Annotated in this window: 25 protein-coding genes; 15 read left to right on the top strand and 10 right to left on the bottom strand. The window is 66.1% G+C overall.

Annotated elements, in window-relative coordinates; genetic code table 11:
- Window positions 1-3 precede the first annotated feature (3 nt).
- The 3 genes from XH93_RS01550 (at window position 4) to XH93_RS01540 (ending at window position 3,188) form a co-directional block, all read left to right on the top strand.
- The gene (locus tag XH93_RS01550) at window positions 4-390 is read left to right on the top strand and encodes a VOC family protein (protein ID WP_194472129.1); all 387 of its coding nucleotides are present in this window, start codon (window positions 4-6) and stop codon (window positions 388-390) included.
- A gap of 65 nt (window positions 391-455) precedes the next feature.
- On the top strand, window positions 456-707 hold the full coding sequence (locus XH93_RS01545; protein ID WP_139479642.1) for a hypothetical protein: 252 nt from the start codon (window positions 456-458) through the stop codon (window positions 705-707).
- Window positions 708-962: 255 nt separating this feature from the next.
- Window positions 963-3,188: an OmpA family protein gene (locus XH93_RS01540; protein WP_194472128.1), complete on the top strand. Its 2,226-nt coding sequence runs from the start codon at window positions 963-965 to the stop codon at window positions 3,186-3,188.
- Between the two features lie 160 nt (window positions 3,189-3,348).
- Here XH93_RS01540 and XH93_RS01535 read toward each other — a convergent pair whose 3' ends face one another.
- Window positions 3,349-3,714, bottom strand: a complete 366-nt coding sequence (locus XH93_RS01535) for a nuclear transport factor 2 family protein (protein ID WP_194472127.1) — start codon at window positions 3,712-3,714, stop codon at window positions 3,349-3,351.
- Between the two features lie 153 nt (window positions 3,715-3,867).
- Here XH93_RS01535 and XH93_RS01530 point away from each other — a divergent pair, with 153 nt between their 5' ends.
- On the top strand, window positions 3,868-4,455 hold the full coding sequence (locus tag XH93_RS01530; protein WP_194472126.1) for a TetR/AcrR family transcriptional regulator: 588 nt from the start codon (window positions 3,868-3,870) through the stop codon (window positions 4,453-4,455).
- Window positions 4,456-4,526: 71 nt separating this feature from the next.
- On the opposite strand, the gene argG is transcribed toward XH93_RS01530, so the two are convergent.
- The 6 genes from argG to XH93_RS01500 all read right to left on the bottom strand — a co-directional run bounded on the left by argG (window position 4,527) and on the right by XH93_RS01500 (window position 10,516).
- Complete coding sequence (argG, locus tag XH93_RS01525; protein WP_194472125.1) at window positions 4,527-5,864, bottom strand: argininosuccinate synthase; 1,338 nt, start codon at window positions 5,862-5,864, stop codon at window positions 4,527-4,529.
- Window positions 5,865-5,943: 79 nt separating this feature from the next.
- Window positions 5,944-6,726, bottom strand: a complete 783-nt coding sequence (locus XH93_RS01520; protein WP_194472124.1) for a phosphatase PAP2 family protein — start codon at window positions 6,724-6,726, stop codon at window positions 5,944-5,946.
- A 277-nt stretch (window positions 6,727-7,003) separates the two neighbouring features.
- On the bottom strand, window positions 7,004-7,492 hold the full coding sequence (locus XH93_RS01515) for a hypothetical protein (RefSeq protein WP_194472123.1): 489 nt from the start codon (window positions 7,490-7,492) through the stop codon (window positions 7,004-7,006).
- A gap of 119 nt (window positions 7,493-7,611) precedes the next feature.
- Window positions 7,612-8,826, bottom strand: coding sequence for a 23S rRNA (adenine(2503)-C(2))-methyltransferase RlmN (gene rlmN, locus XH93_RS01510; RefSeq protein ID WP_194472122.1), 1,215 nt, complete (start codon window positions 8,824-8,826; stop codon window positions 7,612-7,614).
- 102 nt (window positions 8,827-8,928) lie between these two features.
- Entirely contained in the window at window positions 8,929-9,540 is a 612-nt protein-coding gene (locus XH93_RS01505; protein ID WP_194472121.1) for an invasion associated locus B family protein, read from the bottom strand.
- 136 nt (window positions 9,541-9,676) lie between these two features.
- On the bottom strand, window positions 9,677-10,516 hold the full coding sequence (locus XH93_RS01500; protein ID WP_194472120.1) for an SDR family oxidoreductase: 840 nt from the start codon (window positions 10,514-10,516) through the stop codon (window positions 9,677-9,679).
- Window positions 10,517-10,605: 89 nt separating this feature from the next.
- Here XH93_RS01500 and XH93_RS01495 point away from each other — a divergent pair, with 89 nt between their 5' ends.
- Entirely contained in the window at window positions 10,606-11,586 is a 981-nt protein-coding gene (locus XH93_RS01495; RefSeq protein ID WP_139857328.1) for an NADPH:quinone oxidoreductase family protein, read from the top strand.
- Window positions 11,587-11,938: 352 nt separating this feature from the next.
- Here the strand turns inward: XH93_RS01495 and XH93_RS01490 are convergent, their stop codons facing one another.
- Window positions 11,939-12,331, bottom strand: a complete 393-nt coding sequence (locus XH93_RS01490) for a YkvA family protein (protein ID WP_194472119.1) — start codon at window positions 12,329-12,331, stop codon at window positions 11,939-11,941.
- A gap of 221 nt (window positions 12,332-12,552) precedes the next feature.
- Window positions 12,553-12,858 carry a 4a-hydroxytetrahydrobiopterin dehydratase gene (locus XH93_RS01485; protein WP_194472118.1) on the bottom strand — a complete coding sequence of 102 codons (306 nt, stop codon included), beginning with the start codon at window positions 12,856-12,858 and terminating at the stop codon, window positions 12,553-12,555.
- Window positions 12,859-13,167: 309 nt separating this feature from the next.
- On the opposite strand from XH93_RS01485, the gene XH93_RS01480 reads away from it, so the two are divergent.
- A complete protein-coding gene (locus XH93_RS01480) occupies window positions 13,168-14,577 on the top strand; it encodes a TAXI family TRAP transporter solute-binding subunit (protein WP_194472117.1) in 1,410 nt (469 codons plus the stop codon).
- A 397-nt stretch (window positions 14,578-14,974) separates the two neighbouring features.
- A complete protein-coding gene (locus XH93_RS01475) occupies window positions 14,975-16,537 on the top strand; it encodes an alkaline phosphatase (protein ID WP_194472116.1) in 1,563 nt (520 codons plus the stop codon).
- A 206-nt stretch (window positions 16,538-16,743) separates the two neighbouring features.
- Here the strand turns inward: XH93_RS01475 and XH93_RS01470 are convergent, their stop codons facing one another.
- The gene (locus XH93_RS01470; RefSeq protein WP_194472115.1) at window positions 16,744-17,133 is read right to left on the bottom strand and encodes a response regulator; all 390 of its coding nucleotides are present in this window, start codon (window positions 17,131-17,133) and stop codon (window positions 16,744-16,746) included.
- A gap of 261 nt (window positions 17,134-17,394) precedes the next feature.
- On the opposite strand from XH93_RS01470, the gene XH93_RS01465 reads away from it, so the two are divergent.
- The 8 genes from XH93_RS01465 (at window position 17,395) to XH93_RS01430 (ending at window position 24,951) form a co-directional block, all read left to right on the top strand.
- Window positions 17,395-18,159 (top strand): Crp/Fnr family transcriptional regulator, encoded by a 765-nt coding sequence (locus tag XH93_RS01465; RefSeq protein WP_194472114.1) that lies wholly within the window; start codon window positions 17,395-17,397, stop codon window positions 18,157-18,159.
- Window positions 18,160-18,421: 262 nt separating this feature from the next.
- Window positions 18,422-19,141, top strand: coding sequence for a prolipoprotein diacylglyceryl transferase (locus XH93_RS01460; protein WP_194472113.1), 720 nt, complete (start codon window positions 18,422-18,424; stop codon window positions 19,139-19,141).
- On the top strand, window positions 19,122-20,567 hold the full coding sequence (locus tag XH93_RS01455) for a radical SAM protein (protein ID WP_194472112.1): 1,446 nt from the start codon (window positions 19,122-19,124) through the stop codon (window positions 20,565-20,567). Before XH93_RS01460 ends, XH93_RS01455 begins: the two co-directional genes overlap by 20 nt.
- A complete protein-coding gene (locus tag XH93_RS01450) occupies window positions 20,564-20,809 on the top strand; it encodes a hypothetical protein (RefSeq protein WP_139479497.1) in 246 nt (81 codons plus the stop codon). The genes XH93_RS01455 and XH93_RS01450 overlap by 4 nt, the downstream gene beginning before the upstream one ends.
- A gap of 18 nt (window positions 20,810-20,827) precedes the next feature.
- Complete coding sequence (locus XH93_RS01445) at window positions 20,828-21,082, top strand: hypothetical protein (RefSeq protein ID WP_139857352.1); 255 nt, start codon at window positions 20,828-20,830, stop codon at window positions 21,080-21,082.
- A gap of 7 nt (window positions 21,083-21,089) precedes the next feature.
- Window positions 21,090-21,359 carry a hypothetical protein gene (locus XH93_RS01440; RefSeq protein WP_194475551.1) on the top strand — a complete coding sequence of 90 codons (270 nt, stop codon included), beginning with the start codon at window positions 21,090-21,092 and terminating at the stop codon, window positions 21,357-21,359.
- Between the two features lie 289 nt (window positions 21,360-21,648).
- Window positions 21,649-23,475: a translational GTPase TypA gene (gene typA / locus XH93_RS01435; protein ID WP_139479500.1), complete on the top strand. Its 1,827-nt coding sequence runs from the start codon at window positions 21,649-21,651 to the stop codon at window positions 23,473-23,475.
- A gap of 228 nt (window positions 23,476-23,703) precedes the next feature.
- Window positions 23,704-24,951, top strand: coding sequence for an NAD(P)/FAD-dependent oxidoreductase (locus tag XH93_RS01430; RefSeq protein WP_194472111.1), 1,248 nt, complete (start codon window positions 23,704-23,706; stop codon window positions 24,949-24,951).
- Window positions 24,952-25,018 lie beyond the last annotated feature (67 nt).

Below are 25,018 nucleotides of genomic sequence, written 5' to 3'. Positions count from 1 at the left end.
GCGATGATCGACCACGTCGGCTTTTCAGTTTCCGACTACGCGCGCGCAAAAGCGTTCTATCAGGCGGCGCTGGCGCCGCTCGGCTACGGCCTGATCATGGAAGTGCCGGCTGAGGTGACCGGGCACGGGCCCGCGGCCGGCTTCGGCGCCAATGGCAAGCCGGACTTCTGGATCGGCGGCGAAGGCGCGATGAACAAGCCAGTGCATATCGCTGTTGCCGCCAAGGACCGCGCCACCGTCGACGCCTTCTACCAGGCGGCGATATCGGCCGGCGGCCGCGACAATGGCGCACCGGGCATTCGCCCGCATTATCACCAAAACTATTACGGCGCGTTCGTGCTCGATCCCGACGGCCACAACATCGAGGCGGTCTGTCACACGCCTGAATGAGCTCAAGCGGCGCAGGAACGTCGCAGCACGCGGCCGGTTATCGCTTCGACATCAATGGAGCCATGATGCCGATCGAGCCGCCCGAGATTCCGCCGACGACGCCGGGAACGCCGGGCGAGCCGCCGCCGGGGATTCCGCCTGGCAATCCCAACCCCGAGGTTCCGCCGCCGGTGCATGAACCGGGCGAACCGGCGCGGCCGGACGAACTGCCCGGCAACACGCCCGAGGAGTCACCGGTGCGCGGGCCGCCCGGTCCGACCGGCCCGCCGCCCGCGACGGATCGCCAACAGACGCGGGCGAATTGGCTGCACCCTTAGCCAGTGTTTACGCACGATGTTTGCGCGCGGCGCGCGGCGAGTTCCACGACGAATAGTTGTGTCCGGGCATTTCTTCTGAATGCGCCGTGAACAAAGTCATATGCAACCCGTTATGATGCCGAAATAAACTGCGTCCGCGATTCGTTGCTCGCCACAATGCGGCCTCACCGCTGGAGGTTCATCGTGTCGCCGAATTTGTTCGGTTCTCACGTTTTCTTCTTCCTGCCCAGACCTTCCGCCGGGGATTCCAAGATCATGACAAAGCTTCGTCTCGTGCTGCTCGCCACGACTGCACTGACGGTGTCGCAGTTCGCCGCCTCCGCATCGCATGCGCAAACTGCGCCGCTGGTCGTCGCCCAGGCGCAGCCACGGGAAGAGACTGGACCGGACGGACGACCGAAGCAGCCGGCGCGACCCGCGCCGGGCGGACCCGCTGCGCATCCGCCGGGACAGCCTCCGGCCGCCGCGCCCGCACGTCCCGCACCAACACCGCCGGCCCCGCCGCCCGCGGCAGCACCTGCACGTCCGACACCGCCGCCCCCGCCGCCGGCAGCCGCACCTGCACATCCGACGCCGCCTGCTCCGCCTGCGGCCGCACCGGCACGGCCGGCTCCAACGCCGCCGCCGCCCCCGCCCGCGGCCGCGCCCACCCGTCCGACACCGCCGCCGCCTCCGGCCGCTGCGCCCGCGCATCCGACGCCAACTCCGCCACCCGCGGCTGCGCCTGCGCGTCCGACGCCGACTCCGCCACCCGCGGCCGCACCGGCGCGTCCAACACCCCCGCCCCCGCCCCCGCCGCCGCCCGCGGCTGCCCCGGCGCGTCCCACACCGACACCACCGCCCGCTGCCGCGACGCCCGAGCGGCCGACCCCGCCGGCACCGGGCGCCGCTCCACCGGCTCGCCCCGGAGCACCGCCGGCTGCAGCGACGCCTACGCCGGCCACGCCGAGCCCGACGCCAGGTGCGCGCCCGCAAGGTGGACCGCCGCCGGGCGCTCCCGGCGCACGGCCAGCCCCAGGCACGCCGCCCGGTGGCGCCACGCCGGCACCGCAGGGTTCGCCCACACCTTCGCCGACGACACCGCCCGCGGCAGGTGGCGCGACGCCGCCGCCACGGCCGGGCACGTTGCCGACGCAGCCCGGTGGTGCCGCCGCTCCGGCGCCGACGCCTCCGCCTGCAGCAGGTGCGCCGCCGGCGCGGCCCGGTGCACCCGGCGCTACGCCGACGACCCCGCCGCCTGCAGCAGGTGTGCCCCCGGCACGGCCCGGCGCGCCCGGCGCAACGCCGACAACTCCGCCGCCGGCCGGTGGGGCTGCAGCCACGCCACCTGCGGGCGGAGCCCCGCTGGTGCGCCGCGACGGCGCCACCGCGCCGAGCGTCGTGCCCGGCTCGGCGGCCGCAACGCCGCCGCCCGGCCGCGCGCAATACGCGCCGCCGACGGTCGCACCGGCATTCCAGCGCGCGCCGACGGTTGCAGCACCGCTGCCGCCGCCGCCGCGGAATGACAACATCAAGCCGCTCGCGATCGGTGCTGCGGTCGGGGCCGGCGTGGTCGCCGGCGCCCTCATCGGCGGCACCATCGCCGACCTGCACAGAGAGCGGCGCGAGGTGGTCGAGGACGGCCGCACCATCTACACCGAGCCGGACCGCATCATCGTGCGCGACCCGAGCGGCCAGGCCTATGTCCGCGGCGACGATATCTATCGCTTCCGCTACGGCGCGCGCGACATCCGCACCGAGACGGTCGGCGGCGAGACCCGCACCGTCGTGGTGCGGCCCGACGGCACCGAGATCATCACGGTGGTCGGCCGCGACGGCCAGATGCTGCGCCGGATCCGCAGGGATCGCGGCGGCCGCGAGGTCGTCATCATCGACAACAGCTACCGCGATCCGCGTGCGGTCGGCGGCTTCTATGTCGACGTGCCGCCGCCGGTGGTGAACATCCCCTACGACCGCTACATCGTCAGCGCCGACGATGCGTCGCCCGATGTGATCTACGAGACCATGGAGGCGCCGCCGGTGGAGCGGATCGAGCGCCGCTACTCGCTCGACGAGATCCGCTACAGCCCCAACGTCCGGATGCGGATGCCGAGCGTCGACATCGACACCATCACCTTCGACACCGGGTCGTGGACCATTCCGCCGGACCAGGCCGCGAAGCTGCAGGTGATCGCCGACGGCATCAATCGCGCGCTCCAGCGCAACCCGAGCGAGGTGTTCCTGATCGAAGGCCACACCGACGCGGTCGGCAACGACGTCGACAATCTGTCGCTGTCGGATCGCCGGGCGCAATCGGCGGCGGAATTGCTGACCCAGCAGTTCAACGTGCCGGCCGAGAACCTGACGTCGCAGGGCTACGGCGAGCAGTATCTCAAGGAGCAGACCGACGGACCGAGCCGCATCAACCGGCGCGTTACCGTCCGCCGCATCACCCCGCTGCTCAACGGCGGCACCGCCTCCGCCGCGCCGCCGCCGCGCTGAGCGGGCGACACATCACGATGCGAAATGGCCGGGAGCGATCCCGGCCATTTTTGTTTTGGGAAGCCGGACGCAGGGACGCGCTTCCTAAAATGTCGAAAAACAACCCCATGCAAAGTAGCCGCCTCCACCACAAGCGGTATGATTGTATTGCGGAGAATGCTCACCGCCCCATCTGCGCCGGATCGTAGAAGAAGCGCTCCTCGATCAGCTCCTCGCCGCGCCAGGTCTGCCAGGCGACCTCCTCCATGCTGCGGACCTTGCCGTCCTTGCCGGTGAATTCGAACCGCCAGCAGATCGCGGAATGATCGCCGTCGAGCAGCAGCGGCCCGAGCCGCATGGTCTTGACGCCGGCGACCGCGGCCAGCACCGCCGCCTCGCGCGCCGCCAGCGCCTCGCGCCCGACCCGCCATTCGCCGTCGTTCTCCTGGGTGCGGGCGTCCGCGGCGTAGAAATTTTTGATCGCGCCGACGTGGTCGTTGGCTTCGACCGTGTCGGCGAAGGCCTGCAGGGTTTTCAGGGAGGGCATCTGATCTACCTCTTTTGCTTGAGCATGATCCTAGCGGAAAACCGGTTCCCACTTTTCTGAATCATGCTCGTATACCGACTATCGGTCGGTATTTATCGACTGCAAGTCGGTAAGTCAATTGGCGCGGCGAAGGAACTGAGCTAGAGATGGATCATGGCAACCCAGGCCGAGCGACGCGAGAAGACCAGAGCGGCAATCGTCAAGGCAGCGCGGCGCATCTTTGGCGAGCGCGGCTTTGCCGCGGCGACGATGGACGACATCGCCGCCGGCGCGCGGGTGGCAAAGGGCGCGGTCTATCATCACTTCGCGACCAAGGAGGCGGTATTCGAGGCGGTGTTCGAGCAGGTCTCGCTCGACCTCGTGGCCGATCTCGACCGCATCTCGCGCGCGGAAAACGATCCGCTCGCGGCGATGGCCGCGGGCACGCAGGGCTATTTCGCGGCCTGCGCAAAGGGCCCGACCGGCCAGATCATTTTGCGCGATGGCCCCGCCGTGCTCGGCTGGGAGCGCTGGCGCGAGATCGACGCCAAACATTTCGGCGGAAAGTTTCCGCGCGCGCTTTCGGCGGCGATGGAGGCCGGCGTGATCGCAAAACAGCCGATCGAGCCCTTGGCGCGGCTGTTGCTCGGCGCGGTGACGGAGGCCGCGGTTGCGGTGTCGGCCGGACCGGACATCGGCAAGAGCGGCGCGGATTACGCGCGTGCATTTCGCTCGCTGCTGGATGCGCTCAGGGTGAAGTAGGCCGCAAATCTCTCCACACGTCGTCCCGGCCTTCGCCGGGACGACGGCGAGTTTGTTGCGACGTTGCGCGATCAGCCCTTGTCGTTCTCGAGCTTGAAGATCTCCGAGCCCTGGCCGCCGGAGATCAATCCAGTGTTGCCGTAGATGCCGAGCTTGGCGCGGCTGTCGGCGATGTCCAAATTGCGCATCGTCAGCTGGCCGATGCGATCGGCCGGCGTGAAGGCGGCGTCCTCGACCTTCTCCATGCTGAGCCGCTCCGGCGCGTAGGTGAGGTTCGGGCTCTCGGTGTTCAGAATCGAATAGTCGTTGCCGCGGCGCAGCTCGAGCGTGACCTCGCCGGTGACGGCGCGCGCCACCCAGCGCTGCGCGGTCTCGCGCAGCATCAGGGCCTGCGAATCGAACCAGCGGCCCTGATACAGCAGGCGGCCGAGCCGCATGCCGCTGATGCGGTACTGCTCGATCGTATCTTCGTTGTGAATGCCGGTGACGAGGCGCTCATAGGCGATGTGCAGCAGCGCCATGCCGGGCGCCTCGTAGATGCCGCGGCTCTTGGCCTCGATGATGCGGTTCTCGATCTGGTCGCTCATGCCGAGGCCATGGCGGCTGCCGATCGCGTTAGCCTCGAGGAACAGCGCGACCGGATCGGCAAACGTCTTGCCGTTCAGCGCGACCGGCTGGCCCTCCGCGAAGCGCACCGAAACCTTTTCGGGCTTGACGTCGCAATCGGCGCGCCAGAACGGCACGCCCATGATCGGGTTGACGATGGTGATGCCGCTGGACAGGCTTTCGAGATCCTTGGCCTCATGGGTGGCGCCGAGCAGATTGCTGTCGGTCGAATAGGCCTTCTCCGCGCTCATCTTGTAGGCAAAGCCCTGCGCGGTCATGAACGCCGACATCTCGGCGCGGCCGCCGAGTTCGTCGATGAATTGCTGGTCGAGCCATGGCTTGTAGATGCGCAAGCTCGGATTGGTGAGCAGGCCGTAGCGGTAGAAGCGCTCGATGTCGTTGCCCTTGTAGGTCGAGCCGTCGCCCCAGATGTTGACGCCGTCCTCCTGCATCGCCGCCACCAGCATGGTGCCGGTCACCGCGCGGCCGAGCGGCGTGGTGTTGAAATAGGTGATGCCGCCGGTCGAGATGTGGAAGGCGCCGGACTGGATCGCGGCGATGCCCTCATGCACCAGCTGGGTGCGGCAATCGACCAGGCGCGCCTTCTCGGCGCCGAACTCCATCGCCTTGCGCGGGATCGCGTCGTAGTCGGCCTCGTCGGGCTGGCCGAGATTGGCGGTGTAGGCGAACACCTTGGCGCCCTTCTGCTTCATCCAGAGCAGCGCCGCCGAGGTGTCGAGCCCACCCGAAAATGCGATGCCGACTTTCTCGCCGGTGGGGAGGCTCTTCAGAATCGTGCTCATGGGACGGTCCAATCGGTCGAAAACGGTGGTGTTTGACGTGGCCGAATAACAAATTTCGGCAGGCTGGGCACGCCTTTAATCAGGCCTGCGGCTGACCGGACTGCGCCTGCCGCTGGCCGCGCCAGCGCTGCATCAGGCGGTAGCCGGGCTGGGCCAGCCGGGTCAGCGCCGCATCGACCTGCGCGTCGGTCAGGCGCGTCGCCGCCCAGCGGTAGATCAGGGCATAGAACAGCCAGACCACCAGGAACGAGACCAGGCCGGCGATCGCGACGTCGGTGAAGAAATGGCCGCCGAACGCCATTCTGAGCCCGCTGGTGACGACGCCGAACACGGTGGCCGCGGCGAAGGCCAGCGGCCGCCAGGCCGGCGGCGTCAGCGCCGCCGGGGCATAGGTCCAGAACGCGGTGGCGCCTTCGCCGGAGAAGAACGAGCAGTTGCGCGGGCAGGCGCCGCGCGGATCCCACCACGGCACGAATTGCAGGTCGCCGCCGAACTGCGTCACCACCACCGGGCGCGGCCGGCCCCAATAGCTCTTGAAGGTGAAGTTGGTGAGCACGCCGGCGGAGAGCAGCATCGTCGTGAGCAGGAAGACCGCGGCGCGGCCCGACATCAGCATCGGGCGGTCGGGGCGAAAGAACTTCACCACGATGGTGACGATCGCCGGCAGCACCAGCGCCCAGGCAACCCACATCGCCGCATCGCGCGCGAACGCCGCCAATGCATCGAGCTTGAGCGGAAAGGTTTTTTGCGCGGCATCGTAGAACAGCGCCGCCAGCTTGAGGTCGAGCTCGGGAAAGATCCCGAACAGGACGCCGACGACGAGCGCGAGTCCAAGCGCGATGACAAGTCCGGTCCGGTTCATGGCGCGCGGTTTAGCCGAGGCGGCGGGACAAGGGAAGTAGCGGGTGATCGTCATCCCCGCACAAGGGCGAAGCCTTTGCGCGGGGATGACGGTGTTGGTTTGCTCAGCTTGCTCGGTGTCATCACCCGGCTTGACCGGGTGATCCAGTATTCCAGAGACGCCGGTGATAGAAGCGAGAGGCCGCGGCGTACTGGATCGCCCGGTCCACGTGCGCAATTGCGCACCGGCCGGGCGATGACAGCGGTGGGTGAGGACAAAGCTTCACACCCTCTCAGGATCACGGCTGCGGCCGCGAATGCGACGGCAATGGCGGCGGCGGCGTCAGCGGGCGCGGCGGCTCGCGCCAGGCGCCGGCGCTACGGCCGGCGATCAGCCAGTAGACCAGGCCGGCGACGATGCCGGCGCCAGTCATGATCTCCAAATGCCGGCGCACGATGCCGTCGAACCGCATCGTATCGGGATCGAACGGGATCAGGCCGAGATAGCAGGCCGCGCCGACCACCGCGCCACCGACCGCATAGGCCAGCACGCTCCGGATATAGAAGGCCTCGGTGACCAGCACCACGATCAGCGCGGGCAGCAGCGCGAAGCCGGAAATGAAGATGAAGCCGAAGCCGAGCACGATGTTGATCGCGCTCTGGTCGATCTGTCCGCCGAAATCGCTGATTTCAGGATACAGCACCGCGCCGACCACGATGGCGCCGGCGACGAAGCAGGCCATCAGGAAGGCGAAGAACACGACGAACAGGCGGCCGATCAGCGCCATGCTACCTCCCCGTCATTGCGAGCGCAGCGAAGCAATCCATTGCCACCGAGTGCGCGGAAGGATGGATTGCTTCGCTGCGCTCGCAATGACGATATGGAGAGCGCGGTGGGCCACAACACTCAATCCGTCATCGCCATCGCGCGCAGCGCCTGGCGCTCGCGTGCGGAGAGTTTTTCGGTCTCCGACTTGAGCTGGCCGCAGGCGGCGAGGATGTCGCGGCCGCGCGGGGTGCGCACCGGCGAGGAATAGCCGGCGTTGAAGATGTATTCGGAGAATTTTTCGATCTGATCCCAGTCCGAGCACTCGTAGGCCGTGCCCGGCCATGGATTGAACGGGATCAAATTGATCTTGGCCGGAATGCCCTTGAGCAGTTTTACCAGCAGTTTCGCATCATCGAGCGAATCGTTGACGCCCTTCAGCATCACATATTCGAAGGTGATGCGCCGCGCGTTCGACGCGCCGGGATAATCGCGGCAGGCCTGCAGCAGCTCCTTGATCGGATATTTGCGGTTCAGCGGCACCAGCTCGTTGCGCAGCTCGTCGCGCACCGCGTGCAGCGAGATCGCGAGCATCACGCCGATCTCCTCGCCGGTGCGCGCAATGTTCGGCACCACGCCCGAGGTCGACAGCGTGATGCGCCGGCGCGAGATGCCGATGCCTTCATTGTCGGCGACGATCAACAGCGCATCGCGCACCGCGTCGAAATTGTAGAGCGGCTCGCCCATTCCCATCATCACGATGTTGGTGACGCGGCGCGTGCCGTCCTCGCGGTCGGCCCAATCGTTGAGGCGGTCGCGCGCCACCATCACCTGGCCGACGATCTCGCCGGCGGTGAGGTTGCGCACCAGCCGCTGCGTGCCGGTATGGCAGAACGCGCAGTTCAGCGTGCAGCCGACCTGCGAGGACACACAGAGCGTGCCGCGATCGGTCTCGGGGATGTAGACGCACTCGACCTCGTGCGGCCGCTCCAGCGCGTTGCCGCTCGGCAGCCGCAGCAGCCATTTGCGGGTGCCGTCGTTGGAGATCTGCTCGGCGACCACCTCGGGACGGTCGACGGTAAAATGCTTCTCCAGCTCGGCGCGCATGTCCTTCGAGACGTTGGTCATCTCGGCAAAGTTCTTGGCGCCGCGGAAATACATCCAGTGCCAGAGCTGCTGGGTGCGCATCTTGCGCTGCGCAGGCGCAAGGCCGATCTCGCCGAGCCGATCGGCGATCTCGGCGCGCGACAGCCCGATCAGCGACGGCTTGGCCGGCGGCACATAGGTTTCCAGCGGAACCTTTTCGACCAGCGTGTTGGCGCCGGGCACAGCAGTGGTGGTCTGGGTGTCGGTCATGAAACCTCAAATAGGCCTTCCAGCCGGTGCTGGAAAGCCACCAAATACCTCGATTTTGCGTCTCTTGTTACGTCCCTTGGGCGAGCCTTAACGCCGGCAGTCTTAGCGACGGCAGTCCTGGTTCAACCGATCAAGCGCCTGCGACAGGCCCTTCAGCGAAAACGTGTCCGTGGTCTCGGTGCCCTTGGCCGAGACCGCCTTCACCGTCACGTCGGCCGATTTGCGCATGGCTTCCACCATCCGCTCCTCCTCGGCCGCGTTCTTGATCCAGAGCCCGTCGCCCTGGGTGTACATCGCATAGGTCCCGCCGCCCACCTGGAGCGTCGATTCCGAGCCCGGCTTCACGGCGTAGCCGATCATGATCGAGACCTCGTTGACGACCTTCTCCGCCGGACGGGTCGAGACGAAGGCGTAGGCCGGATCGCGCGGCCGGTTCGGCGGGTTGGTCTTGGACGACGACGGCTTTGCCAGCGCAAAGCAGACCTTCTTGCCGTTCGGCGACGCCGTGTAGGCGCCCCAGGTGCCGAATTGCCCGATCAGTGTCGGCTCCGCGCCGCCGGCCGCAGCCGCGGCGGCCGAAGGCGCCGGCTTGGCCGCTTCCTTTGCCGCGTCCTTGGCATCCTTCTTCGGCGCAGCCTGCGCCGGCGCAAGGAAGACGATCCCGCACACGAGGCTGCACGTAACCAATGATGTCAGTATTTGCCGCACGGCCAACTGGTTCCCCCATCATTGTGACTGGAAGATGGCTCGGCGATTCGCCCCCCGCCGGCGCGGATGGATAACCGGGAAACGCCTGTTTGGGAAGGCAGTTACGCCGCGAGATCGGCGCGCAGCGTGGCCGCGTTGCGCATCATGCTTTGCTGCGTGCCGCGCGCTGCTTCTCCCACTGTTCGTCAGTCCATTGCAGCAGGTCCTCGGCACCGGAACTGCGCAAATGCGCGCCGCCGTCGACCACCACCATCTCGCCATTGATGTAGCCGCCCTGGTCGGAGATCAGGAAGCTCGCGAGGTTGGCGAGTTCGGAATGCTCGCCGGCGCGGCCGAGTGGAACACGCTGCGCCCAGCTCTCGCCGCGCCCCTCGGGACGCAGTTGTCCGGTCGCCCCGGGCGTCGGGAACGCACCCGGCGCGATCGCCACCGTGCGGATGCCCTTCGGGCCCCATTCGACCGCAAGGCTCTTGGTCATCGCCAGCACCGCGGTCTTGGCCATCGACGACGGCACGGTGAAGGCGCGGCCGGTGATGGTCGAGGTCGAGAGGATCGAGAGCACCACGCCCTTGTGCTTGCCCTCGATCCAGCGGCGGCCTGCGGCGAGCGTGCAATACAGCGTGCCGTGCAAGGTCGGCGCGAGGATCGCGTCCGCCGCACGGAATGACAGATGCTCCGTCTGCGCGATGAAGGTTGCGGCAGCATTGTTGACGAGAACGTCGATCGGCGCGTCCTGCCAGACCTGATCCATCATCGCCTCGACCGCCGCGCCGTCGCGGATGTCGCAACGCGCGGTCGATACCTTCGCCCCGAATTCGCTACGGAATTTGGCTGCGGTTTCTTCCAGCAGCTCCTGCCGCCGCCCGCAGATGATCAATTCGGCGCCGAGTTCGGCAAAGCGGCGGCCCATCGCCGCGCCGAGGCCGGAGCCGCCACCGGTGATCAGGATGCGCTTGTGTGCCAGCAGGCCTTTTTCAAACATAGTTTGATCCTCCGCTTTGTATTGTCGCTCCGCGCCAAATCCGGCAAAGAAGCTTTCAGACTTTTTGCGTCCGAAACTCAGGTGTGTCCATGAAAGCCATCCTCTGCTCGCAATACTGTCAACCCGACGATCTCGTGCTGGCTGACGTACCCGATCCGGTGGCCGCGCCGGGCGAAGCCGTGATCGCGATCAAGGCGGCGGCGCTGAACTTCTTCGACATCCTGATGATCCAGGGCAAGTACCAGATCAAGCCGCCGTTCCCGTTCTCGCCGGCCGCGGAAGTCGCGGGCGTGATCGAAAGCGTCGGCGATGGCGTCACCGACCTGAAGGTCGGCGACCGCGTCGTGGCGTCGTGCGGCCACAACGGCGCGCGCGACAAGATCGCGCTGCCCGCGAACTCGATCGTGAAGATCCCCGACAATCTCGACTACGATCGCGCTGCAGGGATCATCATCATCTACGGCACCGCGCTGCATGCGCTGGAAGATCGCGCCAGCCCGAAGCCGGGCGAGACGCTCGCGGTGTTAGGGGCCGCCGGCGGCACCGGGCTTGCGGCGTGCGAGCTCGGCAAGCTGATGGGTCTCAAGGTGATCGCCTGCGCCTCGTCGGACGAGAAGCTCGAATTCGCCAAGCAGCACGGCGCCGAGCTGACGCTGAACTACGCCAAGGAAGATTTGAAGGAAGGCCTGCGCAAGCTGACCGGCGGCAAGGGCGCCGACATCGTGTTCGATCCGGTCGGCGGCGCCTATGCCGAAGCGGCGCTGCGCTCGACCGCGTGGGAAGGCCGCTTCCTGGTGATCGGCTTTGCCGCCGGTGACATTCCAAAAATTCCGCTCAACCTCGCGCTCTTGAAGGGCTGCGATATCAGAGGCGTGTTCTGGGGCGCCTGGGCGCGGCTCAATCCGGACAAGAACCGCAAGAACCTCGAGAAGCTGGTGCAGTGGACCGCGGAAGGCAAGATCTCCTCGCATGTCGACCGCACCTTCCCGCTGTCGCAGACCGCGGAAGCACTGAAGGTGCTCGCCGGCCGCAAGGCGATGGGCAAGGTGATTTTGCATCCGGGAAGCTGAGGAAGAGATCACGTAGGGTGGGCAAAGCGCAGCGTGCCCACCTTCACGCGCACGGAGCAAGAATGGTGGGCACGTCGCTAGCGCTCCTTTGCCCACCCTACGAAATCGTAGCCCGGATGGAGCACAGCGAAATCCGGGGCCGGTGCTCGAACGTGAGAGAAGATTCCCGGATTTCGCTTCGCTTCATCCGGGCTACGCAGCTCTCTCCCCCGTCATCCTGAGGTGCGAGCTCTTGCGAGCCTCGAAGGATGAATCGGCCACCAGCCGGGCCGTGCATCCTTCGAGGCTCGCCGAAGAGGCTCGCACCTCAGGATGACGGATTGAGGATCCGTAGCCCGCAAAAGCTTGCACGTCAGGATGACGGGTCGAGAGGTGCATCATCCACCCCGCGCTTCAGCGCAGCACGGGCGGCTTCGCGGTGCTCGGGGGTAATGTGGCTTGCCACCATGCGGATCGCGGTGGCGAGCACGGCGGCATCGTCGGTGAAGCCGAGGATCGGCAGCATGTCAGGAACGAAATCGAACGGCAGCACGAAATAGGCGATCGCGCCGAGCAGCGCCGCCTGCACATGGCGCGGCGTCTGGCGGTCGAACGCGCAGTAGTAGGCGGCCAGCAATTCCTCGGCAAAAGGCAGGCTTCCCACCACCTTCTTGAACTTGATCCAGAAACGGCGGCGCACGCTTTCAGGATCCTGCGCCAGCCGGTCGGCAGGCCCAAATCCCGCACCCTGATCAGTCGATGGCATCGCTCGAGTTCCTCGACGCCGCACGACGGTTCGGCGGCGGACGGAACGAATCTGGGGGTTTTCGCCGACTGCCGCAAGGTTCCCGTCATTGCGAGCCAACGGGTCGGCGCAAAGCGCCGCCCGATGACAGGCTCCGCGAAGCAATCCATCTTTCCGCACGCCGGGCGCCAATGGATTGCTTCGCTGCGCTCGCAATGACGGGGCGCGGAGGAGCCGTGAGGTCAGTTCACCCCGAGCTGCCTTGCGATCGCGTTCATGGCCTTGGCGAGGTCGATATCGCGCTTGGTCACCCCGCCGACGTCGTGGGTCGCCAGCACCACCTCGACCGTCTTGTAGACGTTCTTCCATTCCGGGTGATGGTCGTTCTTCTCGGCGATCAGGGCGGCGCGGGCCATGAAGCCGAAGGCCTCGCTGAAGTCCTTGAACACGAAGGTTTTGGTGATCGCCTCGCGGCCGGCCACCTCCGACCATCCCGCCAATTCCCAGAGCGCGGCCTTCATTGCTTCCGCTGACAGCCGTTCGACCATATCAAACCCTCCCGCTTGGCCCTGATTCCAGGGCATTTCCGGTTCTGACCAGATCAGAGCCGAAGCTCTAGCTTGTTGTTTTGACGCGCTTTCTTCGCGCGAACCGGCATCCGCTTGGCGCCAACCGCTGTGACCTAACAACCGGTGCCCGCATCGGATCCATGCCGAAATTAAGGCCGAAATCGCGTCCTATGGCCACTGGTAACCATGACGGAGTTGTAACATCTGTCGGTTCAGGAATTTGCTACTACATGAGGATATACGCGCGTTGACAGTGCCGAGACCGAGCCCCGACCGCTTGCGAGATCGATGACCGACGGCCCCGCCAACCAATCGCCAAAACCGCTGCGTTCGGCGAAGCGGCGGCTGATCTTCGTTTTGATCGCGGGCGTGCTCGCCATTATCGGCACCCTGACCGCAGGCTATTACTTCGCGGTGCGCCCGGTGACGCTGAAGATCGCGGTCGGGCCGGCCAACAGCGACGATCTCAGGGTGGTGCAGGCGCTCGCGCAGGCCTTCAACAACAACAACCAGCAGCACAGCCAGGTCAAGCTCCGCCCGGTGCCGACCGAGGGCGCCACCGCGAGCGCGCAGACGCTCGGCGAGGGCAAGGCCGACCTCGCCATCATCCGCGGCGATCTCGATGTGCCGAAGAACGCGCAGGCGGTTGCGACGCTGCGCAAGAACGTCGTGGTGATGTGGGCTCCGCCCAGCAAAGGCAAGGCGCGCAAGGGCGCGAAGATCACCAAGATCACCCAGCTCGCCGGCCACAAGATCGCCGTCGTCGGCCGCACCCCGGCCAACGTTAATCTGCTCAAGCTGATCCTGCAGCAATACGGCGTCGATCCAAACAAGGTCGAGATCGTCCAGTTCCCGGCCAATGAGGCGGCCGACGCGATCCGCAACCAGAAGGCCGACGCCTATCTCGCCGCGGGTCCCGCCAACAGCAAGATCACGATCGATGCGATCACCGCATCGAGCCGCGACGGCGGCGAGCCGACCTTCCTTGCGATCGACGCCGCGGAGGCGATCTCGCAGAACCATCCGGCCTATGAGGCCGCCGAGATTCCTGCCGGCTCGCTCGGCGCGGCGAACCGGCCCGAGGACGAGGTGAAGACCATCAGCTTCGCGCATCACATCGTGGCGCGAAAGGGACTGGCAGAATCCACCGTCGCGGCGTTCACCCGGCAATTGTTCGCGATCCGCCAGCAGCTCAAGACCGATTTTCCGCTCGCCGCCAAGATCGAGACGCCCGACACCGACAAGGACGCCACCATCCCGGTGCATCCGGGCGCCGCTGCCTTCGTCGACGGCGAGGAGAAGACCTTCCTCGACCGCTACAGCGATTACATCTGGTGGGGCCTGATGGCGCTCTCGGCGATGGGCTCGGCCGGCGCCTGGTTCGCCGGCTATCTCAAGCAGGACGAACGCAACACCAACACCTCGCAGCGCGAGCGGCTGCTGGAAATGCTGAAGACCGCGCGGCAGAGCGATGCGACCGACGAGCTCGACCAGCTGCAGGCCGAAGCCGACGACATCCTGCGCCACACGCTGGACTGCTACGAGCACGGCGCGATCGAGGAAGGCACGCTGACCGCGTTCAACATCGCGCTCGAGCAGTTTCACAACGCCGTCGCCGACCGCAAGGCGCTGCTGCTGAGCATGCCGCAAAACCTGCAACGCGCCGCGACCCAGTTCAGGGCCGCGGGGACGGCGTAGCTTTCATCTCCTCAAGAACGACTCCCCCTTCCACCCCTGACGAGCGGCCCACGTCAGGGAGCTACCGGCGCAGGGTTCCCTCCCCCCTTGCGGGGGAGGGGTTAGGGAGAGGGGTGCCACACGACGTTCCCTCTCCATTGGCTTTGCGGGCGAGCAGGATTGCGAAAGCAGTGATCCTCACGATCATCTCGCCTGGGGCTTACCCCTCTCCCCAGCCCTCCCCCGGGGGAGCCCCGGGGGAGGGAGCCCTGCCTGCGTGCTCACCTGACGTAGAAGCCGGCAGCGATCCCGGAGCCGAATTCGCCCGTCCCTGTAATCTCGCCGTCATGGAATTTTTCTAGGTCTTGCCCCGCTTGCGGCGCATTGTCGCGCTCGCGACCCCTTCAGGAGGATCCCCATGACAATCCGGTTTTCGCGCAAGCTGACCCGCCGGCGCTTTTTGTCCACTGCGGCAGCGGCCGGAGCCGGGGTCATCGCGATGCCCTATCTGTCGCGCGCCGCCGACCGCCCGGTGATCACCCATGGCGTGCAGTCCGGCGATGTCGGCACCGACGGCGGCGTGGTGTGGGCGCGGGCCGACCGTCCGGCGCAGATGATGGTCGAGGTCGCAACCACCGAATCGTTCAAGGATGCCCGCACCCTGCCGCCGATCGCGGCGCTGCCGGAGAGCGACTTCACCGCCAAGATGCTGCTGGAGAACCTGCCCTCGGGCCAGGACATCTTCTACCGCGTCCGCTTCCGCGATCTGTCGCATATCGACATCGTCGGCGAGCCGGTGGTCGGCCGCTTCCGCACCGCGCCGAGCGACCGCCGCGACGTCTCCTTCGTGTGGGGCGGCGACGTCGCCGGCCAGGGCTGGGGCATCAACCCCGATGACGGCGGCATGTTCACCTTCTCCGCGATGAAGAAGCACAATCCGGATTTCTTCCTGCATTCCGGCGACACCATCTATGCCGACGGCGTCATCAACGCCGAGCAGAAGCAGCCCGACGGCAAGATCTGGAAGAACATCACGGTTGCCGAGAAGGCCAAGGTCGCCGAGACGCTCGACGAATTCCGCGGCGCGCACAAGTACAACATGCTCGACGAGAATCTGCGCGCCTTCAACGCCGAGGTGCCGATCTTCGTGCAGTGGGACGACCACGAGGTGACCAACAATTGGTCGCTGTCGAAGCAGCTGCCGGCGGCCTACAAGGAGCGCGATATCACGCTGCTGGCTGCGCGGGCGGCGCGCGCCTTCCACGAGATGTATCCGATGCGCGAGAGCATCGTCGAGCCGGGCCGGGTCTACCGCACGCTGAGCTACGGCCCGCATCTCGACGTGTTCATGCTCGACGAGCGCAGCTATCGCGGCCCTAACGGTCCGAATTTGCAGGAGAGCTACGATCCCGGCGCCTATTTCCTCGGGCCCGAGCAGCTCGCCTGGCTGAAGCGCGGCCTGCTCAACTCGCGCGCCACCTGGAAGGTGATCGCCTCCGACATGCCGCTGTCGCTGATCGTCTATGACGATGCCGCCAACAAGAAGGGCTCCGAGGCGTTCGCGCAGGGCGACGGCCCGGCGCGCGGCCGCGAGCTCGAGATCGCCGACATCCTGCGCTTCATCAAGACCTCCGGCGTCGTCAACACGGTGTGGTTGACCGCCGACGTGCACTACGCCGCCGCGCACTACTACAACCCGAACAAGGCCCAGTTCCAGGACTTCGACCCGTTCTGGGAATTCGTCTCCGGCCCGCTGCACGCCGGCACGTTCGGCCCGAACGAGCTCGACAACACGTTTGGTCCCGAGGTGAAGTTCGTCAAGGCGCCGGGCGAGGCCAACCAGAACCTGCCGCCGTCAGCCGGCATGCAGTTCTTCGGCCACGTCAAGATCGACGGCAAGAGCGGCCAGATGACGGTCAGCCTGCGCGACCGCAAGGACGTCGAGCTGTGGTCGATCGCGCTCGATCCGAAAGTGGTGTGAACACCGCTTCAACTCGGTGATGCCGACTCTCTCTCTTTGAACGCGGCTCTCACTTCCCCTTCCCCCTGAAAGGGGGAAGGTCGGGATGGGGGTCAGGCCACGGGCCGTGCTCTCTGTGGAGACAGCAGATCCCCACCCGCTTTGCTCTGCGAGCAAAGCGACCTCCCCTTTTCAAGGGGAGGTGAGGAGCCCGCAGCCCCCGGCGTTCACTGCGGCTGCGCGCTGTGCCCCTGCCGCAACGCCGCCTGCAGGGCGTCGATCGAACACGGCTTGGTCAGCCGCGGCTTGTCGGCAAGCGACGGCGGCAGCCTGATCTCCGCGCCATAACCGGTGACGAACACGTAGGGCACGCCGAGCACATCGAGCCGCTCGGCGATTGCGAATGCCGTCTCGCCTCTGACGAGGCCGACGTCGAGCAGCGCGAAATCCGGCGCCTGCGCTGCGATCAGATCGAGCGCCCGCGCTACGTTGGCAGCGGTGCGCACCGTGCGGGCGCCGAAGCCGAGGATGGTGTCCTCGAAATACAGCGAGATCATCGGGTCGTCCTCGACGACGAGGACGTCACCGGGCATGCCGATATTGTGGGCGGGGTCCATGGCTCACCAGAATCCGTTTCATGCGGCATGATCCGGAAAAGTGTGAAGCGGTTTTCCGATCCGATCATGCTCAAGCAAAGAGCGTGAGGTTGAGGCCGGATCAGGTCCGGCCGGCTGGCCCGCGACCGGCGCCCCTGTCGAGCACGCCGGCTGTTCCCGGCATGAAACCAACACATCGCAGGCCGCGCCGTCTGTTCACTAGTGCACACAAATGCGGGAACTTTTCATCTAACGTCCGCGTTGGATGTGCAGGAATTTCCAATGACAAACAGACAGACGGACTTGGCCGGGACAAGCGACCGGCCGTTCAACAATCTTTTGCGCCGGCTCAACGCCGCCGACTATGCGCTGATCGCACCGCATCTCGTGCCGGTGGACGGGCGGGCCAACGACCTGTTCTACAACCCCGGCGACGATGTCCAGACCGTGCACTTTCCGTGCGGGCCGAGTCTCGTTGCCTACATGGTGCCGAACGAGGACGGGCGCGACGTCGAGACCATTCTGGTCGGCCGCGAGGGCGCGGTCGGCGGCATCGTCAGCCAGGGATTCCTGCCGGCCTATACCCGCATCACCGTCAAGTTCGGCGGGCCGTTCGTGCGGCTGCCGATCAGCAAGCTCGACGCCGCCAAGCTCAAATCGATCTCGGTGCGCAACATCTTCGCGCGCTATGCCGACTGCCTGCTGGCGCAGATCTTCCAATCCACCGCCTGCAACGCGATCCATTCGATCGAGCAGCGCGCCGCGAAATGGATCATCTCGGCGATGGAGCGCACCGACGGCGATAGCGTGGTGCCGCTGACGCATGAGCAGCTCTCGACGTTGCTCGGCGTCGGCCGCAGCTACACCAGTCGGGTGATCCAGAGTTTTAAGGCGGAGGGCGTGCTGGAGACCCGCCGCGGCGCGATCATGGTTCGCGATCCGGACCGGCTGCGACAGCGCGCCTGCCGGTGCAACGACGCGGTCAAGGACCATTTCGAGGAAGTGCTGCGCGGCGTCTATCCGAAGGAGGACAATCCGGTGAACTGAGGCGGTGAAGTCGCCTCTCCCCGCTTGCGGGGAGAGGCCGGATTGCATCGCCAGATGCAATCCGGGTGAGGGGGAGCCTCCGCGAACTCATTGCTTGCGGAATTTGCTGAAGCAGCCCCTCACCCCAACCCTCTCCCCGTAAGAACGGGGAGAGGGAGAGGAGAGAGGGCCGCGCACACGGCTTCTCTTCTCCCCGCTCTTTGCGTGGAGAGGGAGTGCCGGCAGCTATCGCGGACCGCGAAATTCGCGTTACACTCGCGTCATGAGTGGGGCTGGACTGCACGCCATCTTCGACGTTGCCGCATGGTGCGCCGCGGGAGCTGCCATGTGGTGGCTGTCGCGGGTGCGCGGGCTGCAATTCCCCAGACAATCTTTCGAATTGTCCTACATCGCCGCGCTGGTGTTCGGCGCCGGGATCGGCGCCTACATCTTCGGCACGCTGAACCTGTGGGCCTCGGGTATGGCGGGGCTCGCGCGCTCGGTCGAGGGCGCGCTGGCCGGCGGCATCATCGCGATCGAGCTCTACAAATGGCGGCACGGTATCTCCTTACGCACCGGCGCGCGCTTCGCGCTGCCGCTCGCGATCGGCGTCGCAGTCGGCCGGCTCGGCTGCTACTTCGCGGGGCTCGAGGATTTCACCTACGGCACGCCGACCGCGCTGCCCTGGGGCCATGATTTCGGCGACGGCGTCTCGCGCCACCCGGTGCAGCTCTATGAGAGCTTGGCGATGGCGGCATTCGCGGCCTTCTACGTGTGGGCTGTGTTGAACCGCAACGCCGCTGTGATCACCAACGGATTCTACCTCGTCCTGCTGTTTTACGGGCTGCAGCGCTTCATCTGGGAATTCCTCAAACCCTACGGTGGGCTGCTCGGCCCGTTCTCGCTGTTTCACCTGCTATCGCTGTTTGTCATGGTCTATGCCGCCGTCATGCTGGCGACGGCGCCACGAGTGAGTTTGAAGCATGAACGCGCCGCTGCGTAAGGCCCGCCCTTACATCTTCTGGGGCCAGACCCAATCGCTCTGCGAAACCTGCCTGTCCCTGGTGCCGACCAAGATCCAGATCCTCGGCAACGAGGTCTGGTATGAGAAGCGCTGCAAGCAGCACGGCGTGCAGTCGACGCTGGTGTCGACCGATTCGGCCTATTGGCGGCTGTGCAAGGATTTCATCAAGCCCGGCGACCGGCCGCTCGCGTTCCAGCGCCACACCGAATTCGGCTGCCCCTACGATTGCGGGCTGTGCCCGGACCATGAGCAGCACTCCTGCCTGGCGCTGATCGAGATCACCGAGCATTGCAACCTGACCTGCCCGGTGTGCTTCGCCGACTCCTCGCCGGCGCGCACCAAGTTTACGCCGCTCGCCAAGATCGAGAAGATGCTGGACGCGCTGGTCGCAAGCGAAGGCGAGCCCGATCTGGTGCAGATCTCCGGCGGCGAGCCGACGCTGCATCCGGATTTCTTCGCCATCCTGGATGCGGTGCGGGCGCGGCCGATCCGCCATGTCATGATCAACACCAACGGCCTGCGCATCGCGCGCGAGCCGGAGTTCGTCGCAAAGCTCGCCGAGAACAAGCGCGGGCTGGAAGTCTATCTGCAGTTCGATTCGCTGAGGCGCGACGCGCTGGTCAACCTGCGCGGCGCTGACTTGCGCAAGATTCGCCAGCAGGCGCTGGAAAATCTCGAGCGCTACGGCGTCTCGACCACGCTGGTCGCGACCATCAAACGCGGCGTCAACGACGCCGAGATCGGCGACATCGTCCGCCATGCGCTGACCTGGAAATGCGTGCGCGGCGTCACGCTGCAGCCGGTGCAGGACGCCGGCCGCAACGAGAATTTTGACAAGAACACCGACCGCATCATGCTGTCGGAGATCCGCAAGCAGGTGATCGCTACAGGCGTGTTCGGCGACAAGGACATGATCCCGCTGCCCTGCAATCCCGAGAGCATCTCGATCGGTTACGGCCTGCGCAATGGCGAAAAGGTGCTGCCGCTGACCTCACTGTTTCAGCAGGAGCAGCTGATCGCGGTGATGCCGAACACGATCAGCCCGGAAAAATATCCGGTGCTGCGGGAAAAGTTCGTCGACCTGTTCTCGCTGTCGTCGGGGCCGCTCAACACAAGCGAGCGGGTCTGCGAATTGCTGTGCTGCCTGCCGAGCTTCGAGGTGCCGGAGGGGCTCACCTACGAGAACGTGTTCCGCGTCACCATCGTGCAGTTCCTCGATCGCTTCAATTTCTGCGTCGGCAACGTCAAGCGCAGCTGCATCCACTTCGTCACCGAGAGCGGCGCGATCATCCCGTTCGACACCTACAATCTGTTCTACCGCAACGGAAAGATCGATGGCATCCGCGCCGCGCTGGCCGGCCAGACCTACCGCGAGGCACGGCCGAGCGAGACGGTGCCGCGATGAGCGAGCCGGGTCCACCGCCGCTGCCGCCGTCGTCGCAGCCCGGCGGCTGTGGCACCGCGTTGATGCTGCTGTTTGGCGTGATCCTGCTGCTGCCCGGCCTCTGCGCCATCCTGTTCCTGGTCGGCTCGGTGACGACCGGCGGCGCCGATTCGACGCTGGTCGGCCTCGGGGTGCTTGGTCTCATGCTCGGCGCGATCGGGGTGATGCTGCTCTACACCGCCGTCAAAGGCCGAGGGCGCTGACCGAGGATCCGACCATCGATGAGCGAGACCGGCACCACATCCCCCGTTCCACCCGCACCGCCGCCACGGCGGCACGGCTGCGCGACCGCCTTCATGGTGCTGTTCGGGATCATCCTGCTGCTGCCCGGCCTGTGCGCCATCCTGTTCGGGTTCGGCATCCTCGCCGATCAGCGCCCCGATGCCACCATTCTGGCGCTGATTCTCCTCGGCCTGCTCGTCGGCTCGGCCGGGGTGTTGCTGATCTACGCCGCGATCAAGGGACCCAGGGCCTAGCCACATCATGAGCAGTTCTGATCAGACCCCGCCAATCCAGCCACCGGAGCCGCCGTACCAATACGTTCCGCCGCCATCGGAGCCACGTAGCGGCAGCGGCTGCCTGACCGCCTTGATGATCGTCGTGGGGGTGATCCTGCTGATTCCGGGCACCCTCTGCCTCATCCTCAGCGCCAATATGGGCGGCGGGGGCGGCGGCAACCCCATCACGCTGATCGTGATGCTGGTGGCGTTTGGCGGCCTCGGGCTGATCGTGTTCGCCCTGACGCGGAAATAAACTCCGGGCGATCCCGGGAAACCCCGGCAAAAACGGTATTTGGACCGAAAACAGTCGCCCAAATTGCCAATAAACCATTGTTTTTTGGCGATTTCTGACTATATTGCGCCGCAACGCGCAAGGCGCCCGGTCCGGACGACCGGGCTTCCTTTTTGGGGCGATGCGTCCCCGTCAAATTTCTTAGGTATGAGCGTGATCCGGGCCCCGATCGGGCCGCGAGAGCGAACGGCCGGCCCCGATGGTCCGGCGAGATCGCGCCAGGACCTTTTGCACGACCAGAAGAAGAGCCATGAACCTTCGTAACGTCGCCATCATCGCCCACGTCGACCACGGCAAGACCACCCTCGTCGACCGCCTGCTGCAGCAATCCGGCACCTTCCGCGAAAATCAGAAGGTCGCCGAGCGCGCCATGGACTCCAACGACCTGGAGCGCGAGCGCGGCATCACCATTCTGGCGAAAGCCGCCTCGGTGCAGTGGAAGGACATCCGCATCAACATCGTCGACACCCCCGGCCACGCCGATTTCGGCGGCGAGGTCGAGCGCATCCTCAACATGGTGGACGGCGCGCTGGTGCTGGTCGACGCCGCGGAAGGCCCGCTGCCGCAGACCAAGTTCGTGGTGTCGAAGGCGCTCAAGATCGGCCTCAAGCCGATCGTCGTGATCAACAAGGTCGACCGCCCCGACGCGCGCCCGACCGAAGTCATCAACGAGGTGTTCGACCTGTTCGCCGCGCTCGACGCCAGCGAGGAGCAGCTCGACTTCCCGATCCTCTACGGGTCGGCCAAGCAGGGCTGGATGGGCGACAGCCCGGAGGCCTCGCATGACGCCGGCATGCAGCCGCTGTTCGACCTGATCGTGCGCCACGTCGAGCCGCCGAAGGTCGAGCAGGGTCCGTTCCGCATGATCGGCACCATTCTCGAGGCCAACCCCTATCTCGGCCGCATCATCACCGGCCGCATCTCCTCGGGCTCGATTAAGCCGAACCAGCAGGTCAAGGTGCTGGGCGCCGACGGCAAGCTGATCGAAAGCGGCCGCCTGACCAAGATTCTGGCCTTCCGCGGCCTCGAGCGCACCCCGCTCGATGAGGCCGAGGCCGGCGACATCGTCGCGATCGCGGGCCTGACCAAGGGCACCGTCGCCGACACCTTCTGCGATCCCTCCGTCGAGACGCCGCTGCCGGCGCAGCCGATCGATCCGCCGACGGTGTCGATGTCGTTCATCGTCAACAACTCGCCGCTGGCCGGCACCGAAGGCGACAAGGTGACCTCGCGCATGATCCGCGACCGCCTGCTGCGCGAGGCCGAGGGCAATGTCGCGCTGCGCGTCGTCGAGGCCGCCGACAAGGATTCCATGGAAGTGTCGGGCCGCGGCGAATTGCAGCTCGCGATCCTGATCGAAACCATGCGCCGCGAGGGCTTTGAGCTCTCGGTGTCGCGCCCCCGCGTCGTGCTGCAGAAGGACGAGGCCACCGGTCAGTTGCAGGAGCCGATCGAAGAGGTCGTGATCGACGTCGACGAGGAGCATTCCGGCGTCGTCGTGCAGAAGATGAGCGAGCGCAAGGCCGAGATGATCGAGATGCGTCCGTCCGGCGGCAACCGCCTGCGGCTGGTGTTCTACGCGCCGACCCGCGGCCTGATCGGCTACCAGGGCGAACTGCTCACCGACACCCGCGGCACCGCGATCATGAACCGCATCTTCCACGGCTATGCCGCCTACAAGGGCGAGATCCAGGGCCGCCGCAACGGCGTGCTGATCTCGAACGACCAGGGCGAAGCGGTGGCCTATGCGATGTTCAAGCTGGAAGACCGCGGCCCGATGATGATCGAGCCGGGCTGGAAGGTCTACAAGGGCATGATCGTCGGCGAGCACACCCGCGACAACGATCTCGAGATCAACGTGCTGAAGGGCAAGCAGCTCACCAACATCCGCACCACCTCGAAAGACGAAGCGGTGCGCCTGACCCCGCCGATCCGCATGACGCTGGAAAAGGCGCTCGCCTATATCGAGGACGACGAGCTCGTCGAGGTGACGCCGAAGTCGATCCGGCTGCGCAAGAAGCATCTCGATCCGAACGAGCGCAAGCGCGCGGAAAAGGCCAAGGAAGCTGTGGCGTAAGCCCCACTGTCGTGCCCCGGCTTGCCGCCTCCGCTAAGCTCCGGCGCGCCCGAGATCGCGAGCCCCGTCGAAGCCTTGGCGTAGACGGGACCGGGGCACCCAGTACGCCGCGGCCTCTCGGCTCTATCATCGCCGTCTCTGGAATACTGGATCACCCGCTTTCGCGGGTGATGACAGTCATGCTCGTGGCGGCTTCTGGCACGCTGCCGAACGTGCTAGAGCCAAGGCATGAGTTCCCTCCCCTCAACGATCGACGTCGCCATCATCGGCGCAGGTGCCGCAGGCCTCGGCGCGGCCAATGCGCTGAAGGATTCCGGCCTCTCCAGCATCGTACTGGAGGCCCGCGACCGGCTCGGCGGCCGCGCCCACACCGTCATGGCGTCGCCTGACGTCGTGTTCGACGTCGGCTGCGGCTGGCTGCACTCGGCCGACATGAACAGTTTCGTCCCGATCGCCGAGCGGCTCAATTTCGAGATCAACAAGGACCTGCCGCCGTGGCGCGAGCGCGCCTATGGCAAGGCGTTTCCGCAGGCCGATCGCGACGAGTTCGTGTTCGCGCTCGACCAGTTCTACGATCGCATCGAAGCGGCCGCGGCGAGCGGCGACGATGCTCCCGCAAACCTCTTTCTCGAGCCCGGCAATCGCTGGAACCCGATGATCGACGCGATCTCGACCTATGTGAACGGCTGCGAGCTCGACCAGGTCTCGATCCTCGACGTCGACGCGTACGAAGACACCAACGTCAATTGGCGGGTGCGGCGCGGCTACGGCGCGCTAGTCGCGGCCTATGGCGCAGGGCTGCCGGTGGCGCTGAACTGCGAGGTCCGCCTGATCGATCATTCCGGCAAGCGCATCCGCATCGAGACCTCGCGCGGCACGATCGAAGCGGACAAGGTGATCGTCACCGTACCGACCAATCTGATCGCCGATCAGGCGATCCGCTTTTCGCCCGCGCTGCCGGACAAGCTCGACGCCGCGCGCGGCCTGCCGCTCGGCCTCGCCGACAAGGTGACGCTGGCGCTCGCCGAGCCGGAGACGATGCCGAAGGAAGGCAATCTGCGCGGCGCCACCATGCGTACCGAGATGGGCACCTATCATATCCGACCGTTCGGCCAGCCCTGCATCGAGGGCTTTTTCGGCGGCCGTTTCGCGCAAGCGCTCGAAGACGCCGGCGACGGCGCAATTGCCGCCCACAGCATCGACGAGATCGCCGGCTTCCTGGGCAACGATTTCCGCCGCAAGCTCAAGCCACTCAGGGAATCGCGCTGGTCGCACGACCCGTTCGCCCGCGGCTCCTACTCCCACGCCCTCCCCGGCCACGCCGACAAGCGCGCCGTGCTGGCCGCGCCGGTCGACGGCCGGCTGTTCTTTGCCGGCGAGGCAACCTCGCCGAACTTCTTCTCGACCGCGCATGGGGCAAGGGACTCAGGCGAGAGGGCGGCGATGGAGGTGCTGGCGACCTTGCCGCGCAAGTAGCCACATCGTCATTGCGAGCGAAGCAATCCATAGCGCGGCGCATGCGGATCGATGGATTGCTTCGCTT

It is taken from the genome of Bradyrhizobium sp. CCBAU 51753 (genome assembly GCF_015291565.1).
GTDB classification, from domain to species: Bacteria; Pseudomonadota; Alphaproteobacteria; order Rhizobiales; family Xanthobacteraceae; genus Bradyrhizobium; species Bradyrhizobium ivorense.
This window is presented reverse-complemented; position numbering and strand designations above follow the sequence as displayed.